The organism is Pontibacter akesuensis, assembly GCF_001611675.1.
GTDB lineage: Bacteria > Bacteroidota > Bacteroidia > Cytophagales > Hymenobacteraceae > Pontibacter > Pontibacter akesuensis.
On sequence record NZ_CP014766.1, the window covers coordinates 3,013,104 to 3,029,734 of the forward strand.

11 protein-coding genes are annotated in these 16,631 nt (G+C 52.2%); 5 read left to right on the forward strand and 6 right to left on the reverse strand.

Going from position 1 to position 16,631, the window contains the following annotated elements; all coding sequences use genetic code 11:
- Positions 1 to 18: 18 nt before the first annotated feature.
- Positions 19 to 654, forward strand: coding sequence for a NeuD/PglB/VioB family sugar acetyltransferase (locus tag A0W33_RS12925; protein WP_068838562.1), 636 nt, complete (start codon positions 19 to 21; stop codon positions 652 to 654).
- Positions 655 to 860: 206 nt separating this feature from the next.
- Positions 861 to 1,829, forward strand: a complete 969-nt coding sequence (gene trhO / locus A0W33_RS12930; protein WP_068838564.1) for an oxygen-dependent tRNA uridine(34) hydroxylase TrhO — start codon at positions 861 to 863, stop codon at positions 1,827 to 1,829.
- Positions 1,830 to 1,893: 64 nt separating this feature from the next.
- On the opposite strand, the gene A0W33_RS12935 is transcribed toward trhO, so the two are convergent.
- Together A0W33_RS12935 and A0W33_RS12940 are read right to left on the reverse strand one after the other, a co-directional pair.
- Complete coding sequence (locus A0W33_RS12935; RefSeq protein WP_068838565.1) at positions 1,894 to 2,745, reverse strand: aminotransferase class IV; 852 nt, start codon at positions 2,743 to 2,745, stop codon at positions 1,894 to 1,896.
- Positions 2,729 to 3,865 (reverse strand): DmpA family aminopeptidase, encoded by a 1,137-nt coding sequence (locus A0W33_RS12940; protein ID WP_068840117.1) that lies wholly within the window; start codon positions 3,863 to 3,865, stop codon positions 2,729 to 2,731. The genes A0W33_RS12935 and A0W33_RS12940 overlap by 17 nt, the downstream gene beginning before the upstream one ends.
- Positions 3,866 to 4,155: 290 nt before the next feature.
- Between A0W33_RS12940 and A0W33_RS12945 the strand changes: the two genes are divergently transcribed.
- Positions 4,156 to 5,010 (forward strand): nucleoside phosphorylase, encoded by an 855-nt coding sequence (locus A0W33_RS12945; RefSeq protein ID WP_068838567.1) that lies wholly within the window; start codon positions 4,156 to 4,158, stop codon positions 5,008 to 5,010.
- A gap of 124 nt (positions 5,011 to 5,134) precedes the next feature.
- Here the strand turns inward: A0W33_RS12945 and A0W33_RS12950 are convergent, their stop codons facing one another.
- The gene (locus tag A0W33_RS12950; RefSeq protein WP_068838569.1) at positions 5,135 to 6,145 is read right to left on the reverse strand and encodes an acyl-CoA reductase; all 1,011 of its coding nucleotides are present in this window, start codon (positions 6,143 to 6,145) and stop codon (positions 5,135 to 5,137) included.
- Between the two features lie 114 nt (positions 6,146 to 6,259).
- Here A0W33_RS12950 and A0W33_RS12955 point away from each other — a divergent pair, with 114 nt between their 5' ends.
- Positions 6,260 to 6,610 (forward strand): 4Fe-4S dicluster domain-containing protein, encoded by a 351-nt coding sequence (locus A0W33_RS12955; protein WP_068838571.1) that lies wholly within the window; start codon positions 6,260 to 6,262, stop codon positions 6,608 to 6,610.
- Positions 6,611 to 6,665: 55 nt separating this feature from the next.
- On the opposite strand, the gene A0W33_RS12960 is transcribed toward A0W33_RS12955, so the two are convergent.
- Entirely contained in the window at positions 6,666 to 7,289 is a 624-nt protein-coding gene (locus tag A0W33_RS12960) for a hypothetical protein (protein WP_068838573.1), read from the reverse strand.
- Between the two features lie 226 nt (positions 7,290 to 7,515).
- Here A0W33_RS12960 and A0W33_RS12965 point away from each other — a divergent pair, with 226 nt between their 5' ends.
- Positions 7,516 to 10,149 (forward strand): valine--tRNA ligase, encoded by a 2,634-nt coding sequence (locus A0W33_RS12965; protein WP_068838575.1) that lies wholly within the window; start codon positions 7,516 to 7,518, stop codon positions 10,147 to 10,149.
- Positions 10,150 to 10,240: 91 nt separating this feature from the next.
- Here the strand turns inward: A0W33_RS12965 and A0W33_RS12970 are convergent, their stop codons facing one another.
- Together A0W33_RS12970 and A0W33_RS12975 are read right to left on the reverse strand one after the other, a co-directional pair.
- Positions 10,241 to 12,973: a S8/S53 family peptidase gene (locus tag A0W33_RS12970; RefSeq protein WP_068838577.1), complete on the reverse strand. Its 2,733-nt coding sequence runs from the start codon at positions 12,971 to 12,973 to the stop codon at positions 10,241 to 10,243.
- Between the two features lie 470 nt (positions 12,974 to 13,443).
- The gene (locus A0W33_RS12975; protein ID WP_068838579.1) at positions 13,444 to 16,371 is read right to left on the reverse strand and encodes a WD40/YVTN/BNR-like repeat-containing protein; all 2,928 of its coding nucleotides are present in this window, start codon (positions 16,369 to 16,371) and stop codon (positions 13,444 to 13,446) included.
- Positions 16,372 to 16,631: the final 260 nt, after the last annotated feature.

Genomic DNA, 16,631 nt, shown 5'->3' on the forward strand with positions numbered 1-16,631 from the left:
CTTATTTAAACTGAAGTTATGCAAAATCCTGTCATCATACTTGGTGCCGATAAGTTAGGTACCACTGCGTTAGATATCTTTAACAGTAACAATGTAATCGTGTACTGCTTTCTGGATGATAACCAGAAACTGCAGCAGGAGGAAGTGAACAATGTGGCGGTAATGAGCAACACCGAGGATGGCGAATTCCTAAAGCTGATCGGGAAGAAGTGCGATGTGTTTGTGGCTGTGGAAGATACGGCTGCCCGCAAAGGCCTGATCAAAATGCTGAAGACTGAGCACGAGGTGGTGCCGGTAAACGCCATCCATAAGTTTAGCGCCGTGTCCGAAAATGCCTGGATGGGCCACGGCATTATGGTCGGAGCGGGAGCCATCATTAACAACAACGCGAAAATCGGCGATAACTGCATCATCAATTCCAGAGCTTTGGTGGACACAAAAGCGGAAGTGGGCAATTTTGTGGAGATCGGAGCAGGTGCCATTATCAACGCGGATGTGGTGATAGAGGAGGGAGCCTTCATTGGTTCGGGTGCCGTGGTGGTTTCCGGTGTAAAGATCGGTAAAAACGCCCGTGTAGGCGCTGGTTCTGTGGTGGTGGCCGATGTGGCTGCTAAAGCAACAGTTTTCGGTAATCCGGCTGCGCCCATCAAGTAAACTTTTATACTTGCCTATGCTGTTAAGGGATGATGAAAGTCATTTTACAGTTTGGCGGAAGTCTATACTTTTGTAGTACCAATTTGTAATTGGCTAAATTATTTAATTGTGGTGGTAAACTTTACTCAAGCAAATTAGCCATCAACAATTTAGCAATTCAACAATAGAACAATCAAAATCAAACACTAAGCTGAAACTTAGCAGTTATGAACAACACACACAGCATACTCCTGTACTATTGCTATTCGCCAATCGAGGACCCGGAGGCGTTTCGGGAGCAACACCACCTTCTTTGCCTGGAGCTTAACCTGCTTGGCCGCATTATCGTGTCGAAAGAAGGCTTGAACGGCACTATCTCTGGTCTGAAAGAGGACTGCGAGAAGTACATGGAGTTTATGAAGGCTGACTCTCGTTTTGCCAAAACCGACTTCAAAGTAGATTACTCAGACAAGCATGCGTTCGCGAAGCTGCATGTGCGTACCAAGTCTGAGATTGTGCATTCTGGCATGCTGCACATCGATCCGAATCAACGCACCGGCACACACCTTTCCCCGCTGGAGTTCAAGACCATGAAAGACCGCGAAGACGTGGTGGTGCTTGATGTGCGCTCAGATTACGAGCACAGCGTGGGTCGCTTTAAAAATGCCGTGACGCTGGATATCGAGAACTTCCGCGAGTTTCCGGAGAAGGTGGGCGAACTGAAAGAGAAGTATAAGGACAAGAAAATCCTGACCTATTGCACCGGCGGTATCAAGTGTGAGAAAGCCAGTGCCTTTTTGCTGGAGCAGGGCTTCGAGAATGTGTACCAGTTGCACGGCGGCATCATCAAGTATGGCATGGAGGCCGGCGGTGAGGACTTTGAGGGCAAGTGCTATGTATTTGACAACCGTGTAGCCGTGGATGTGAACAAGGTGAACCCAACGGTGGTATCAGAGTGCCACGTGTGCGGCACCAAGAGCGACCGCATGGTAAACTGTGCCAACCCGGTGTGCAACCTGCACGTGCCTATCTGCGAGAATTGCGGGTGGGAACTAGACGGCGCCTGCTCTACGGAATGCAAGGAGCATCCGGAGAAGCGTCCGTACGACGGGACCGGCTATTATCAAAAGGAAATGAACGGCTACAATCCGCTAAAAGGATTCAACCGCAAAAAGCAATCTGACGTACAAGTATAAGTATTCTCTAAAGCTTAGGAAAGCGTGTGCCCCCAAAGGCCACGCTTTCCTTTTTTGTTCCCGTTTATACTTGCAGCGCGAGTTTGTTCTCAAGCGCTATCAATTCCTGTAACAGTTCTCTTGTAACAGTCCCGGGTTTGCCATCGCTTACCGCCTGGTCATCTACCTGCACGATGGGCAGAATGCGTTTGGTGGTGCTGGTCAGGAAAGCCTCTTTTGCCTGTGCGATGTCCTCCAGCGTGACGGCGCGTTCCTCTGTTTTATACTTGTGGCGGGCTATTTCCAGTACATTCTTCCTCGTCACGCCCAGCAGCACATCTTCTGCAGGCGTTACAACCACATCATCCATGGTGACAATAAAGAAGTTACAGCGCGGAAACTCTGTCACCACGCCATTTTGATGGTACAGCACGTCCGCCGCGCCGGCCGCCTGAATCTGCTTGATCAGCCGAATGCCGGTGGAGTAGTTGATGGTTTTAGCCCTTGGTATTTCTCGCACAAACTCATGCGTGATAATCTTGATGCCCTGGTTAATCATTTCCTGTGTGGGCAGTGTAAGAGGCTGCTGCAAAATGATCAGGTTAGGCTCGCCAGGATCGTAACCATTGGCAGAATAGCCACCTGTGAGGATCATCTTCACGCCTGATAGCGGCAGGTTGTTCACCACAATCAGTTCCTGCAGCACGTCTTCAAGTTCGTTTATACTTAGTGGAACGCGTAGCTCCATCAGTTGTGCGGATTTGTAAAACCGACTAAGGTAATCAGCTAAGAAAACAGGTCTGCCCTGCTGTACCTTAAAGTAGTCGAAGATGCCGTAGCCCCGCTGTATGGACAGGTCGCTGACGTGAAGAAAAGCGCTTTCGAGCGGTTGTATTTGGCCGTGGATGTAGGCGTGGAGCTTAGCGGTTGAGGGCATGGTGTTTCTTTAGGATTTTGACAACTTTATCAATCGGAAGCGCCTCCACCACGTGCTGGTTTTGCCCCTCCATGGTTTCTGCTTTAAAAAGGGAGTTAATAATCGCTTCTTCCGTTGCCTCGATCACTGCCATAAACAGCGGCGACATCTCATCGTTGCGCAGGAAAGTGGCTGTCTGTGTTTTTTTGGAGGAAGTATAGGGAATGCGTACACTGGGATTTGAGGAGAAAGCGATGACATAGTCACCGCTGCCATTAGAGGCGATGCCACCGGTTTTAGCGAGGCCCAACATCGCACGCTTAGCCATCCGCTCCAGGTTGCGCGCATCCACGGGGGCATCGGTGGCTACCACAATCATACAGGAGCCGTCGGCGCTGTCTTTGATCTGCTGGTTCAGGTAGTACTGGTTCAGTTCTTCGCCAATCGGCACACCAGCTACCTGCAGCACACCCCCAAAGTTTGTCTGCACCAGCACACCCACTGTGTAGCCGCCCAGGTTTGCCGGCAGTTTGCGCGACGAGGTGCCGATACCGCCCTTAAAGCCGAAGCAAACGGTGCCGGTGCCAGCGCCTACATTGCCCTCAGCCACAGCGCCACTTTTTGCCTGTGCTATCGCCTCCTTCACGTGAGCCTCGGTTACGTGCCTGCCCCTGATGTCGTTCAGGTAGCCATCGTTCGTTTCGCCCACCACCGCATTCACCGACCGCACCTCTTCGTTGCCCGGCTGCGCTAAAGTATAATCCACCACCGCATTCAGGCCTGTGCCCACACTTAGCGTGTTGGTAAGTATGATGGGCGATTCCAGGTTGCCCAGTTCCTGAACCTGCGTGGTGCCTGCCAACTTGCCGAAACCATTGCCCACATACACAGCAGCCGGCACCTTCTGCTGGAATACATTACCGGAGTGCGGCAGGATGGCCGTAACACCCGTACGCACTGTATTGCCCTGGATAAGCGTAGTATGGCCTACCTGCACACCTAGCACGTCAGTTATCGCGTTTAGCTGGCCCGTGGGCAGCACGCCAATTTTAAGGCCATACGCCCGGGCATGCTTGCGCTCCTGGCCCTGTGCCTGCGACATTATACTTACCATCAGTAAAACTATCCAGATTACCCTCATGCTGTAGTAACTCTCATACAGCATAAAAATAGCAGAAATATCACAGCTATTTCACCCTAGTTATACTTATTCCTGTTCCGTTTGATCGGCGCGAATTTAAGCTGTTATCCATACTTGCTTTGCCGCTAATCTAGCAGGGCAGGAAGAAAACATACGAAGAAGTGTCATCCTACGTGTAGGCTTCCTACTTTTGCCTGCTTTGCCGCCGCACCTGAGCTAACCCTGTGGCTGCTTACAAGTATAAATCAGGATATTGTTATCCGCATCAACACAAAATAAAACTACTACCCATGGCTATAGCTGAATCAGAACTGATCATCAACCCCAATGGCACGGTGTACCACCTCAACCTGCTGCCCGAGCATATTTCCGATACCATCATCACAGTGGGCGACCCCGAGCGTGTGGCGAAAGTAAGCCGGCATTTTGATGAGATGGATGTGCAGGTGGCCAAGCGTGAGTTTGTGACGCACACGGGTTACTACAGAGGCAAGCGCCTGACAGTGATCTCCACGGGGATGGGCACCGATAATATCGACATTCTGATGAACGAGCTGGACGCCCTGGTGAACATCGATTTCCAGAGCCGCGAGGAGAATGAGGATAAAATTACGTTGAACCTCGTGCGCATTGGTACCTCCGGTTCGCTGCAGAACTCGGTGCCCCTGGGCAGCCATTTGGCGTCACACACAAGTATAGGCCTGGATTCGCTGATGGAGTTTTATCCGCTGGCACAATCGGAGGAGGAGACAAGTATAGCCACGGCCCTGCAGCGGGAACTGGGCCTTGGTTTCCGGCCATATTGCGTAACGGGTTCCCAGAAGCTGATCCAGAAAATAGCGCACGACATGCTTCCGGGCAATACCCTGACCTGCCCGGGCTTTTATGCACCGCAGGGACGCACGCTGCGCGGTGGCCTGCGTAACCCCAACCTGCTGAAGACCTACAACAGCTTCCGCCACAACGAGTACATGCTTACCAACTTTGAGATGGAGACAGCCGGTTACTATAGCATGGGCCGCATCCTGGGGCACGAAGTACTGTCGCTGAACGCCATCGTAGCCGACCGCGTGAACCATAAATTCGCTGAAAATGCCGAGCAGGTGATTGACGACCTGATCCTGAAAGTGCTGGACCGGATTTAATCACAATAGCATCCCAAGTTTGTGAATAGCAGGCGTTGGGGATGTAACTGCTAAAAGCAGAAGCGCCAGTTGTATAAGTACATCTGGCGCTTCTGCTTTATAGCGCTTGCTGTATTGAAAAAATCTACAACTGCTGCAGAAAGGCCATCGTATCTACCCCATCCGCATAGTCCCACACCATAGGGCGCTGTGCCTCGCCAAACGGAATGCTTCCTTCCAGCCAACCGTGCGCCGACACCACCACCTGTGTCTTATCCTTCACCGAGGCTAGCTTCTGGCGCAGGTCAGTTAGCGAGCTGAAGGTGTCGTAGAACAGCACTGAGATAGGGGATACCAGGTTTTGACTCTGCTGCACCAGCATAAAGCCGTTGTCGAAGTGGGGCACCTGGTTTACCAGCAGTATGGATTTGTTGTAGTCGTAGTTGTTCTGGTACTTGTGGTGGTCCAGTATGTTGGAGCGAACTTCGTTTGCCTCGAAAAACTTATCAAACGTGTAGCCTTCCGGTACATATACTTTAGACACGTTGCGGCAGCCCAGGCCGTAATAGCGGAAGAAATCCTCTCCGAGCGCTTTCAGGTCGTCGGCCTCTTCATGGCCGGTCAGTACACCCAGGCTGGTACGGTTTTTCCGGATGATGTGTGGGCGGCTGGCAAAGTAGTATTCAAAGTAGCGGGCCGTGTTGTCGGAGCCGGTGGCGATGATGGCATCGGCCTCTTTCAGCAGGTGTACGTACTCGATGTGGTTGGCAAAGGCCGGCTCAATGGAGATCAGCATGTTGGCCAGGCGCTTGATCAGCGCCTCGTCGGAGGAACTTAGCTTGGCCAGCAGGTAGTGCCCACTCATCAGCACCGACAGGAAATCATGAAAACCCACCATCGGAATATTGCCCGCCATCACCACGCCAACCTTCTTTGGTGTAACCTGTTTGAGGTGGTACGGGTAAAGCCATTCACGGAGGTACTGCTCATCGAGCAGCAGGATGAGGCCGTCAATCGCAAAAGACACGTTCTCCTCTGTGAACCAGTTATTGCCCGAGCCGGCTACAAAAGCCCACTCCTGGCGTTGTTCAGGGGTAAGTTGTTGCAGTTGCTGTCCGAGTTTTACGAAGGCTTCGATCCTGTTCTCAAGTGTCATGGCAGTGCGGTGCGTGGTAAAAATTTATTTGATAGGGATACTGATTGTTTCTAATTTTGTTCATTGATAGAAACATGATTACAAAAGTATAAAAAATATACAGGAGATACGACTATGGCTATAATGATAACCGATGAATGTATAAACTGCGGAGCTTGTGAGCCAGAGTGCCCGAACACTGCAATATACGAAGGCGGTATGGATTGGACCTGGGGCGGTGGTACTGCCTTGAAAGAGGTGGAAATTGAAGATGGCGAAGTGATTCCGGGCGATGCCCCACAGCAGCCTATTTCTGACGAGTTCTATTATATCGTTTCCGACAAGTGCACCGAGTGCATGGGCTTTCACGAAGAGCCACAGTGCGCTGCCGTTTGCCCCGTGGATTGCTGCGTAGACGACCCGGACTACCGCGAAACAGAAGACGAGCTGCTGGCTAAAAAATCCTGGTTGCACCAGGAGGCCTAAGTATAAAACGCTTCAACAGAACGCCTGCTCCGGAAAGGGGGCAGGCGTTTTTTATTTACCAGGTGATAGGGTAGGTTTCAACCGTGTCTTCCTTGTTGCTTTTGTAGGTTATATGCACGGTGAACGTGCGTTCCTGCGCGTCGGCGGGTTTACCCGAAATGGCAAGGGTGCTTAGCTCGTTGCTGCCCATGAACTCATGGCCGTTTATGGAGTTGATGCGCGAAATCAGCTGATTTAAGGTAATGGGCTTGTTAAACTTATCATCAGACCTCTCAAATGCATTGATAAAGCTGTTTAGCGGCTGCCCGGCAGGTACACCCCGAAAAGGCTTGTTGCTTGTAACGGTTATACTTTCCACCTTGTCCTTTAGCTCTTTCAAAACAAGGTCATCCCCACAACTCAAAGCTAACGCTGCTGGCTGCAAAGAAAAGCTTGCGCTATGCTGGGCCAGCAAGTATTCAAAATTCATGGAAAGTATAAGCGTGTCTTCTGCATAAGCATCTCCCTCCTGGAGTAGGTTTTCAGTCGCACCTGGATAAGAACGTTGCAGGAAGCTCTCCTTTAGAAGTGTGAGTTGATACAGATTAAAATTATACGGGCCCTCAACCGGGTCGGGGCAGCAGGCAATGGGAATAACACCGGTTAGCACAAGTAGCAGTAGAATCACCTTCTTTTTCATACTTCTTAACATTAGTTTATCCGGGATGGCATAGCATTATCTAAATGTAAGGAAGTTAAGTACATATCCAAGTATAGCCTCGAGTAATGTTGTGTATCAACTCGTTTATTAAAAATGGTTTAACTTCTGAGTGGCTCCTGTCTTTCTTCCATTGGCTACTGGTCTTTTGTCTTTTATTCTCTAATTTTGCTTTTTAGCACAACACGCCGAAGATAACCTCAATACGATGTCAATTTCAACGAAATATAACCCCAGGGAAGTAGAGAAGAAGTGGTACGACAGCTGGATGCAGCGCGGCTTCTTCCATTCTGAGCCCAACCCGAACAAAGAGCCTTACACCATCGTGATTCCGCCGCCAAACGTAACGGGCGTGCTGCACATGGGCCACATGCTCAACAATACGATTCAGGACATCCTGATACGCCGTGCGCGCATGCAGGGCAAGGAAGCTTGCTGGGTGCCGGGCACCGACCACGCCTCCATTGCCACTGAGGCAAAGGTGGTGGCGATGCTGAAGGAGAAAGGCATCAACAAAAGCGACCTTACCCGCGAGGAATTCCTGAAGTATGCCTGGGAGTGGAAAGAGAAGTATGGCGGCATTATACTGGACCAGCTGAAGAAACTGGGCGCGTCCTGCGACTGGGACCGCACCCGCTTCACGATGGAGGATGACATGAGCGCCGCCGTAATCGAGGTGTTTGTGGACCTGTATCACAAAGGCAAGATTTACCGCGGCGTGCGCATGGTAAACTGGGACCCACTGGGCGGCACAGCACTGTCTGACGAAGAGGTAATCCCGAAGGATACTATGGCCAAAATGTACCACCTGAACTACGAGATCGTGGCAGATGGTGCAGCAGAGCCAGGCTATATTACCGTGGCTACCTCACGTCCGGAGACCATCATGGCCGACGTGGCTGTAGCCGTTAATCCGAACGACGAGCGCTATAAGCAGCTGCACGGTAAGAGCGTGCGCATTCCGCTGTTGGGCAAAGAAATTCCAATCATACTTGATGAGTATGTAAGTATAGATTTCGGTACCGGCGCGCTGAAAGTAACGCCGGCCCACGACCTGAACGACTATGAACTGGGCCAGAAGCACAAACTGCCTACCATCGATATCCTGAACAACGACGGCACCTTGAACGAGCAGGCGCAGCTGTATGTGGGCCAGGATCGTTTTGCCGCCCGCCGCAACATCGTGAAAGATTTGCAGGAAGCCGGTTTGCTGGTGAAGATCGAGGAGTACGCTAGTGTGCTGCAGACATCAGAGCGCACGGGTGCTGTGATTGAGCCGCGCTTGTCGATGCAGTGGTTCTGCAAGATGGACCAGATGGCGAAGCCGGCGCTGGATGCCGTGATGAACGACGAGATTCGCCTGCACCCGCCGAAGTTCAAGAACATGTACCGCGCCTGGATGGAGAACGTACGCGACTGGTGCGTTTCGCGCCAGCTGTGGTGGGGCCAGCAGATCCCCGCATATTACCTGCCGGATGGCTCTTTCGTTGTGGCTACCACTGCCGAGGAAGCATTGCGGTTAGCCCGCAAGGAAAGCGGTAACGACAGCCTGCAACTCTCGGACCTGCGTCAGGACGAAGACGTGCTGGATACTTGGTTCTCGTCGTGGCTGTGGCCGATCTCGGTGTTTGACGGTTTCAAAGACCCGGACAATAAAGACATTCTATACTACTACCCAACCAACGACCTGGTAACAGCTCCGGAGATTCTTTTCTTCTGGGTAGCGCGCATGATTATGGCGGGGTATGAATTCCGAAACGAGCTGCCGTTCAAAAACGTGTACCTGACGGGCATCGTGCGTGATACGCAGGGACGCAAAATGTCGAAGCAGCTGGGCAACTCCCCAGACCCGCTCGACCTGATCGAGCAGTACGGAGCCGACGGTGTGCGTGCCGGTATGCTGTTCAGCTCACCAGCCGGTAACGACTTGCTGTTCGACGAGAAACTGGTAGAGCAGGGACGTAACTTCAGCAACAAAATCTGGAACGCTTTCCGCCTGATAAAGGGGTGGGAGATAGACGAGAGCCTGCCGTTCCCGAACGAAACTGCTGTGGCTTGGTTTGAGTCGCGCTTTAACGAGGCATTTGTTCAGATAGAAGACCATTTCAGCAAGTTCCGTATTTCGGATGCGCTGCTGGCCGTGTATAAGCTGGTGTGGGATGATTTCTGCTCCAATTACCTGGAAATGATCAAGCCTGCCTACCAGCAACCGATCGACAAACAGACGATAGACGCTACCTCGGCTTTCCTGGAGAAGGTGCTGAAGGTGCTGCACCCGTTTATGCCGTTCATCACAGAAGAAATCTGGCACGAACTGAAGGAGCGCAAGGACAAGGAATACCTGATCATTTCTGCCTGGCCGAAGAAGGACAAATTCGATAAGGAGGTAATTGCAAAGATGGAAAGCGTGCTGAACATCGTGGGCGCTATCCGCAACGTGCGTAACTCCAAAAATATCGCCAATTCGAAGCAACTGGAGCTGTCGGTTAAAAACATGAGCGGCATTGATTACGAGCCGTTCCTGGGCATTATCCGTAAGCTGGCGGGCATTAGCGAGATCAGTTATGTGAACGATAACCTGGAAGGTGCCATCAGCTTCGTAGAGGCAGGAGACGAGTTCTTTATTCCAATGGAAGGCAACATTGATGTAGCCGCCGAGCGCGAGCGCCTGACAAAGGAGCTGGAGTACACCAAGGGCTTCCTGGCGTCGGTGGATAAGAAGCTGAGCAACGAGCGCTTCGTAAGCGGTGCCCCTGAAGCTGTGATTGCCAGCGAACGCAAGAAGAAAGCAGATGCTGAGGCCAAGATAAACGCCATTGAGCAAAGCCTCGCGGTGCTGTAACGTGTAAAGCCTTATTTAGCAAGTATAAAAAGAGCCGCTCCCTAACAGGAGCGGCTCTTTTTATACTTGCTAAATAAGGCTTCCCGGTGGCTTAGCGCACCAATACCATTCTATTGGAGTATACTTTGTCGCCAGCCTTCACGCGGTACACGTAGGTGCCTGCAGGCAAGTTGCTGCCGTCAAACTTCAGGCTGTGCTTGCCTGCCGTTTTGTTTTCGGCAACGAGCGTCTGTACTTTGTTGCCCAGCACATCAAACACCTCTACCGACACAAAGCCATCCTGCGCCAGTCCATAATTGATGGTTGCCACGCCATTAAACGGGTTAGGGTAAGAGAAGCTCTTCTCCCACAGCGCCGATGCGGCCTGCATCTCAGATGTAGTAGAAGTAGAAGCTACTGGCTGCGTGGTTGCCTCCCAGTTGGTGTGCGTGCGCGTGATAATCACAGCGAACTCGCCACGGGTTACGTTCTGCAGCGGCTTAAAGGTAGCGTGCATTTGTGGCAGCAGGTCGTACGGCCCCTGTGTTACAGAATAAAAGGCGTTGATCAGGCCCATATCCAGTGCCACGCTCACGTACCCTTCCAGGCCAGCCGGAATATCTTTGGCATCCTCAACGGCAATCTTCTTTCCATTAACAGTTACCGTTACAGCTTTGCCATTGCGCTCCAGGGCATACTCCTGCAGGCCCAGGCTCTGCACCAGCGAGTAAGCTAAATGTGCGCGGTTAACGGCGCCTTTAGGGTTGAATTTGCCTGATCCATCTTTCAGCATTACGCCATTGTAAGCGTGCATGCGGTCACGGAGCGCTGCTCCCTTTGCCGTTACCGATTCAGCCAGTAACAGCTCGTTTCCGCTTACGTCTCTGAAGGTTACCGCTCCGTCAGTTGGGAAGAACTGGCGCACGGCCTGTCCCATCATCAGGTAATCTGCTAACTGAATGCGCTTCAGCGGCTCGTCCGGCTTGTAGCCTGTTCCCACGCCATCGGCCAGACGGGCGCTTACCGCCATTTTGATTGATGCCTCTGCCGGATGCCCCACAATGTCGCTTAGGCCGGTGGTGCCCGTAAGCTGCATGCTGGTAATAGTGCCCGAGATAGCCTCTGGCAATGCGACGCCCTGCAGTCCCTCAATCTTCAGTGTCCAGGTTCCGGGCATTGGCGAAGCTACTGCCATGCCTCTATCAAACGTCTGTGCGAACAGCACCGGAATGCCGGAGCGGTACTCTTTTCCATCCGGGGAGAACAGGATCAGGTTTACTGGGTTGCCTGTCAATCCGGCCAATCCACCAGAGGTGATTTTGGCTTCGAAACCGGTTGTGCCTTCCGCCACGTTGAACGTCATCTGGTTGTTAGCCGCCAGGAGCGGGTTGTAGTCGATAGTGAAGTTCTGCACTTCCTTGGCCGTGTTGATGCTGCTGTTGAACTTTCTGTTTAGGTTGAGCGCTGTGCCAAACGGTACGCTTCTGAAGATGTAGTCGACAGCGGCATAGGCGTTCACATAACCGGCGCCAACTTCCCAGGACTCGCGATTGGGCATGTTGGTAGCAGTCTTCTGGATGATATTCTTCACCTCGGCAGGTGAAAGCGATGGATTTGCCTCCAGCATCAGCGCCACGATACCCGCTGTAAGCGGCGTAGCCATGGAAGTACCACTCATGTGCGCATAGAAAGGTACGTGTGCAGGCTCAAGTCCCTCTACGTCCTGCTGGGCGCTTAAAGACGTAACCGGAGCCACCACACGGGTAGAGATGATATCCACGCCGGGAGCTACGATGGTTGGTCTGTTCTCATACGTCCAGGTTTCGCCGTCTATCACAAACGTGCCACCTTCCCCTTTCACGCCTCTGGAAGAGAACTCAGCCAGGCGGCCATACTTATCGCCGGCACCTACAGAGATTACCCATGGCGCAATGGCGTAAGGGTTATGCGTGTCTGATCCAGGACCTTCGTTGCCAGCCGCAAATACAGAAACAATGCCGCGGTCATACGCCTTCTTTGAAGCGACGTTCACAGGGTTGGCTGGATCAAAATCACCGGAAGTACCCCAGGAGTTGCTGATCACGCGGATGCCATACTCATACTGGTGCGTCAGGGCATAATCATACCCGCCAATCGCATCAAGAATAAATAACGCGCCGCCTGAGCCGTAACCGATCAGGTCAGCGCCGGGTGCTGCACCTTCATAAAGGCCACCCGATCTGGAGCCGTTGCCGCCCACGCTGCCTGCGCAATGCGTTCCATGGCCGGAGTTGGTGTCGGTGTTCGGCACGTTCTCGAGCCAGGTTACCGGTAGCATCGCATCCAAGCTGTTCAGGTTAGTGGTGCCCATTACGTTCTGTACCAGGTGCGTGCCTAGCTTAATGTCGTCGTGCGTTCCATCCACGCCACTGTCGTTGATCATCACACCCACGCCCTTGCCCGAAACAGGCATGCCGTTGTTGCGGGCTGTCATCACTTTATCGCCTCTAAGCCGCTGCACACCCGTTAGGCTGGTGCCATTGTAGTTGAAGTAGCTAAGCTCTTTGTTCAGGTAAACGGACTTTACAGCAGGGTTATCGGCCAGGCCCTGCACCTGTGCGGCGGTAGCTAGAACACCAGCTATCGGAAGCGATTTAAAAGAGACTCCTTTGGTGATACCGAGTGAGCTTAGAACAGCCAAATTGGCTGCGCTAGGAGCCCCGTCGCCATGGAAGGTGACAATAACCTGGAGCGAGCCGGTGGTGCCTTGCAAGAGCTGCTTCAGTTCCTTGTCAACGGTTGCCTGTGCCAGCGCTGTACCTGCAAACAGGACAAGTGCCACAACGAGAGATAAGAGTTGTTTCATGGTGAGAGTGTAAAAAGTGTTACATATATAAATGGTATTTAAGAAGGTAATAGACTGTCAGGAATAGCACAGTTTTAGTTGTGGTGCATGCTCATCCCTGTTGTCATATAGTGTGTAGGTAGGAGTGGGGTCAGTAATAAAAGCTTCTACTTAAAATATTAAATTAGGTTTCCTGCTTTTAAACTAATTAGTTGCCTGCTATATAATGTGTTGCAACATCAGTTTAAGTATAAAATAAAGACTTGTTTTTGTGAACAGAAATTTTATTATAGAGAGAGCATATAGAGAATCAATAAAGTTTATAATATAAAATTTCCATGTTATTCTTTTCTGAAAGGATGCTGCTGTAGCTCCGGAGTTACCTCTGAAAATATTTTTATAGCCGATGTTTTTTATATGGAAAAGGGCAAAAAAAAAGAGCGACGACCGTAACGGTCGTCGCTCTTTGATAGAACCAAAGCAGATATGGCTTAGCCTCTTGTTCTGCGTTCCGGCGCCTTGATAACCAGCTCCTGGGTTTTGGTGGCACCATTGGCTGTCACCTCCACAGTGTACTTGCCCGGCTGCAGGTAAATTGTTTTGTCTTCTGCCGCCTTCACTTTTACGGCATCGGAGCCTTCTTTTTTCGCGCTGTTCAGCTCTGCCTCATAGGCCTTCGCGTTTGCCTCCGCTACCGACAAGTTGTAGTCCACGTAGTTGAGGCCCTTCTCGCCCTGGTCCTGCAGCTCTCTCACCACCTGCCCTTTTTCTGTTTTGATTCGGATAGTGGTGTTGTCTGCCGTGGAAGTATAATATGGGATAGTTAATTCGGGCTTGTTCGCTTCGCCCCATGTATACCCTTTGTTACCCCAGTTGCTGTTGAAGTTAACTGGCTGCAAGGCGAACAGGTGCAGTGGCTGGTTCATCAGCTCCGGCGTCAGGCTTTGCAGGTGCTCTACGTTTGCAATGTAAATGGAGCGGCCATGCGTGCCCACCACCAGGTCGTTTTCACGCGGGTGTACCACCACATCATGCACAGCCACAGCCGGCATGCCCTGCTTCATGGCCATAAAGGTTTTGCCTCTGTCCAACGAGATGTACAACCCATGGTCGGTGCCCACATACAGCAGGTTCGGGTTCTTGGGGTCTTCCTTTACCACGTTTATCGCTTCCTGCGGCAGGTTGCCGCCAATGCGCTCCCATTTCTTGCCCCTGTCTTCCGACACATAGAGGTATGGCGTAAAATCATCCCAGCGGTAGCCGTTCAGCGAGGTATAGACACGGTCCTGCTTATGCGCAGAGGCCACCACTGTAGATACCCACAGGTTCTGCGGCAGCTTGTCTGATATCCTCGTCCAATTGTAGCCACCGTCGCTGGAAGTCTGCACTACGCCATCATCCGATCCTGTGTAAAGCAGGCCGAAGCGGAGCGGCGACTCGTCTATACTTGTGAGCGTGCCGTAGCCCACATCGCCTTTTCTGCCACCGTTGGTCAGGTCGCCGGAGAGCGTCTCCATGTCCTCGCCTTTGTTCAGGGAGCGGTGGAATTTGTTGGAGCCAAAGTATAAAATGTCCTGGTTGTGGCGGCTCAGGTGAATAGGCGATTCCCAGTTAAAGCGCAGCGGCGTTTCGCCCAGTTTATGGCTTGGCTTGATGAAGGTGCGTTCCCCGGTGGCCTTGTTTAGGCGGGTGTAGTTGCCGTATTGGGAGCCAAGGTATACGATGTTATTATCGCGCCAGTCTACCTGTACCATCATGCCGTCGCCACCGCCAATGCGCTCGTACGGGTATTGGCCCCTGCTCGTCCAGGCAAGGCTGTACTTGTAATTGCTGGGGCCGTACCAGGTGCCGTTGTCCTGCAGGCCCCCGTACACGTTATAAGGCTTGGCCATGTCCACGGCTACCGCGTAAAACTGGCCCACCGCCGGCGCGTTGGCGTAATACCACGATTTGCCGTCGTCGTACGTGATATTGATACCGCCGTCGTTTCCGTTGATAAGGTAGCCGGGCTTTTCAGGGCTCACCCACAGGGCCTGGTGATCGGAGTGCACGTTGTCGCCTTCTATGTTGCGGAATGTTTTGCCACCATCTTCTGACAGCAGCAGCGGCACACCCAGTATGTAAATCTTGTTTGGATCGGTAGGAGCTACACGCACCACGCCAAAGTAGTAGCCGTAGCTCGAATACATGTCGTTGATGAAGTCGTCGTGGGTTTTCTTCCACGTTTTGCCGCCATCGTCGGTGCGGTATACTTCGGCGCCCTTCACCTCAGTCGCATAGGTCTCCACGGTAGGGTCGGTGAGGTAAGCGGTGATAGCCTCTGGCTTTAGGGTGCCGCTCTGTACCTGGGCCTTCAGGCTCTTTGCCGTGATCTCGCGCGGGAAGCGGTTCTGATCCAGAAACTCATTCAGGCTTTTGTCATCCAGCTTCAGGAACTCCTCTGCCGACATACCCTTGAACAGGTCGTTGTCGAGCATTTCCGGCTGATCTGTTTTCTGCTCGGCGGGGCGGCGGTCGTAGTTGTCTACCAGCGCGTAGAGGATGTTCGGGTTATCCGGGTAGAGGCTCAGGCCGATACGGCCCACGTTTTCTGTATCCGGAAAGCCGCTGCTCGCTGTGCTGATGTCGCTCCAGGTGTTGCCGCCATCCGTTGACTTGTGAATGCCGGATGTTTTGCCGCCCTCCACAAAATTCCAGGCACGACGCTCGCGGTGCCACAGGGCCGCATAGATGTTTTTCGGGTCTTTCGGGTCTACCTGTAAATCGATGGCGCCGGTGTTATCATCTATATAGAGTGTCTTTTTCCAGGTTTTGCCGCCATCGGTTGTTTTGTATACGCCGCGCTCTTTGTTTGGCGAGTACAGGTGGCCCAGAGCCGCTACCCAGGCTGTATTCGGGTCGTTGGGGTGCAGGACAACCTTGCCGATGTGGTGGGTATCGTCCAGGCCCATGTGCTGCCAGGTTTTGCCGCCATCCGTGCTTTTGTACACACCCACGCCAGAGTAGGAGGAGCGGCTGGAGTTGCTTTCGCCGGTGCCAATCCAGATGGTCTCGTTGTTTTTCCAGTCCACGGCAATATCGCCGATGGTCATCACGGCCTGCTCGTCAAAAAGCGGTTCGAAAGACAAACCGTTGTTGGTGGTTTTCCAGAGGCCCCCTGAGGCGAATGCCGCGTAAAAGGTCGTCGGGTCAGTTGGGGATACCTCCAGATCGGTAATGCGTCCGCTCATGATTGACGGTCCGGTGTTGCGTAGCTCTAGGTTGTTTACCAACGAGTTCTGCATTAGCTGCTGCCTTTTCTGTAAGGCATCCAGGCGCTCTTTGGCCGGGGTTGGGGCTGGTTGTTTCCCTTTCTTCTGGGCTACGGCGCAACCTGAAAGTGCTACTAGAAGCGCTACGGAAAGTATACGTTTTTGCATGTGCAATTGTGGGTTAGTTTTAATTGAAGGTGATATCTGGGTTGAATAGATTCCTGTACCATTGCCAGCTCCTACCATACAAAGGGCTGGATTTATACTTAGCACCACCTGCTGCGGTGCCAGGAATCCTTTTCCTATACAAGAAGCGATAAATTTCTTTGCCTTCCTAAAGTATGGCTTCGCTGCTGTTGCTACCGCTTTTTCCTGTTGTGTAAGCGCGTGCTTTCTAAGGAAGCTTGCCTGTCAGGTTCAAACAGTCC

Excerpts from the sequence above, each read along its gene's own strand:
- A0W33_RS12965 (WP_068838575.1), top strand. The coding sequence starts at position 7,516 with ATGTCAATTTCAACGAAATATAACCCCAGGGAAGTAGAGAAGAAGTGG.
- A0W33_RS12960 (WP_068838573.1), bottom strand. The coding sequence starts at position 7,289 with ATGAAAAAGAAGGTGATTCTACTGCTACTTGTGCTAACCGGTGTTATT.
- trhO (WP_068838564.1), top strand. The coding sequence starts at position 861 with ATGAACAACACACACAGCATACTCCTGTACTATTGCTATTCGCCAATC.
- A0W33_RS12970 (WP_068838577.1), bottom strand. The coding sequence starts at position 12,973 with ATGAAACAACTCTTATCTCTCGTTGTGGCACTTGTCCTGTTTGCAGGT.
- A0W33_RS12940 (WP_068840117.1), bottom strand. The coding sequence starts at position 3,865 with ATGAGGGTAATCTGGATAGTTTTACTGATGGTAAGTATAATGTCGCAG.
- A0W33_RS12945 (WP_068838567.1), top strand. The coding sequence starts at position 4,156 with ATGGCTATAGCTGAATCAGAACTGATCATCAACCCCAATGGCACGGTG.
- A0W33_RS12955 (WP_068838571.1), top strand. The coding sequence starts at position 6,260 with ATGGCTATAATGATAACCGATGAATGTATAAACTGCGGAGCTTGTGAG.
- A0W33_RS12925 (WP_068838562.1), top strand. The coding sequence starts at position 19 with ATGCAAAATCCTGTCATCATACTTGGTGCCGATAAGTTAGGTACCACT.
- A0W33_RS12935 (WP_068838565.1), bottom strand. The coding sequence starts at position 2,745 with ATGCCCTCAACCGCTAAGCTCCACGCCTACATCCACGGCCAAATACAA.
- A0W33_RS12975 (WP_068838579.1), bottom strand. The coding sequence starts at position 16,371 with ATGCAAAAACGTATACTTTCCGTAGCGCTTCTAGTAGCACTTTCAGGT.
- A0W33_RS12950 (WP_068838569.1), bottom strand. The coding sequence starts at position 6,145 with ATGACACTTGAGAACAGGATCGAAGCCTTCGTAAAACTCGGACAGCAA.